The 361-nt window shown below is 29.1% G+C and carries 1 protein-coding gene; it reads left to right on the plus strand.

Annotated features, from left to right (window positions below):
• Positions 1 to 148: 148 nt before the first annotated feature.
• Positions 149 to 361 (plus strand): FAD-binding oxidoreductase (locus J8281_RS19255; RefSeq protein ID WP_246849176.1); only part of this gene is annotated, 213 nt, incomplete at its 3' end.

Consider the following 361-nt stretch of genomic DNA (forward strand, 5'->3'; position numbering starts at 1 on the left):
GGTTAAGCTTCCCTTATATAAATTGCTGCTTTTCATAGGTTTCAAATATACATAAAATTCTTATGCATAATTATTTTATGTATTAATTTTTCAGCTAAAAACATCGATAAAACGTTAATGCTTCACTATTTTTGCTAAAATTTTTATCATGTCTGGATTTCACAAACTTTCAATAAAAAATATAACTAGAGTTACAGATAAAGCTGTTAGTATTGGTTTTAATGTACCTGAAAATCTTAAGGGTCAATTTCAATTTAAAGCAGGCCAATATATCACGCTTAAAACCCAAATTGATGGCAATGATATAAGGCGAGACTACTCTCTTTGCGTGTCTCCACATAGTGGAAATTTAAAAGTAGCT

This window comes from Aquimarina sp. U1-2 (assembly GCF_017897595.1).
Classification (GTDB): domain Bacteria; phylum Bacteroidota; class Bacteroidia; order Flavobacteriales; family Flavobacteriaceae; genus Aquimarina.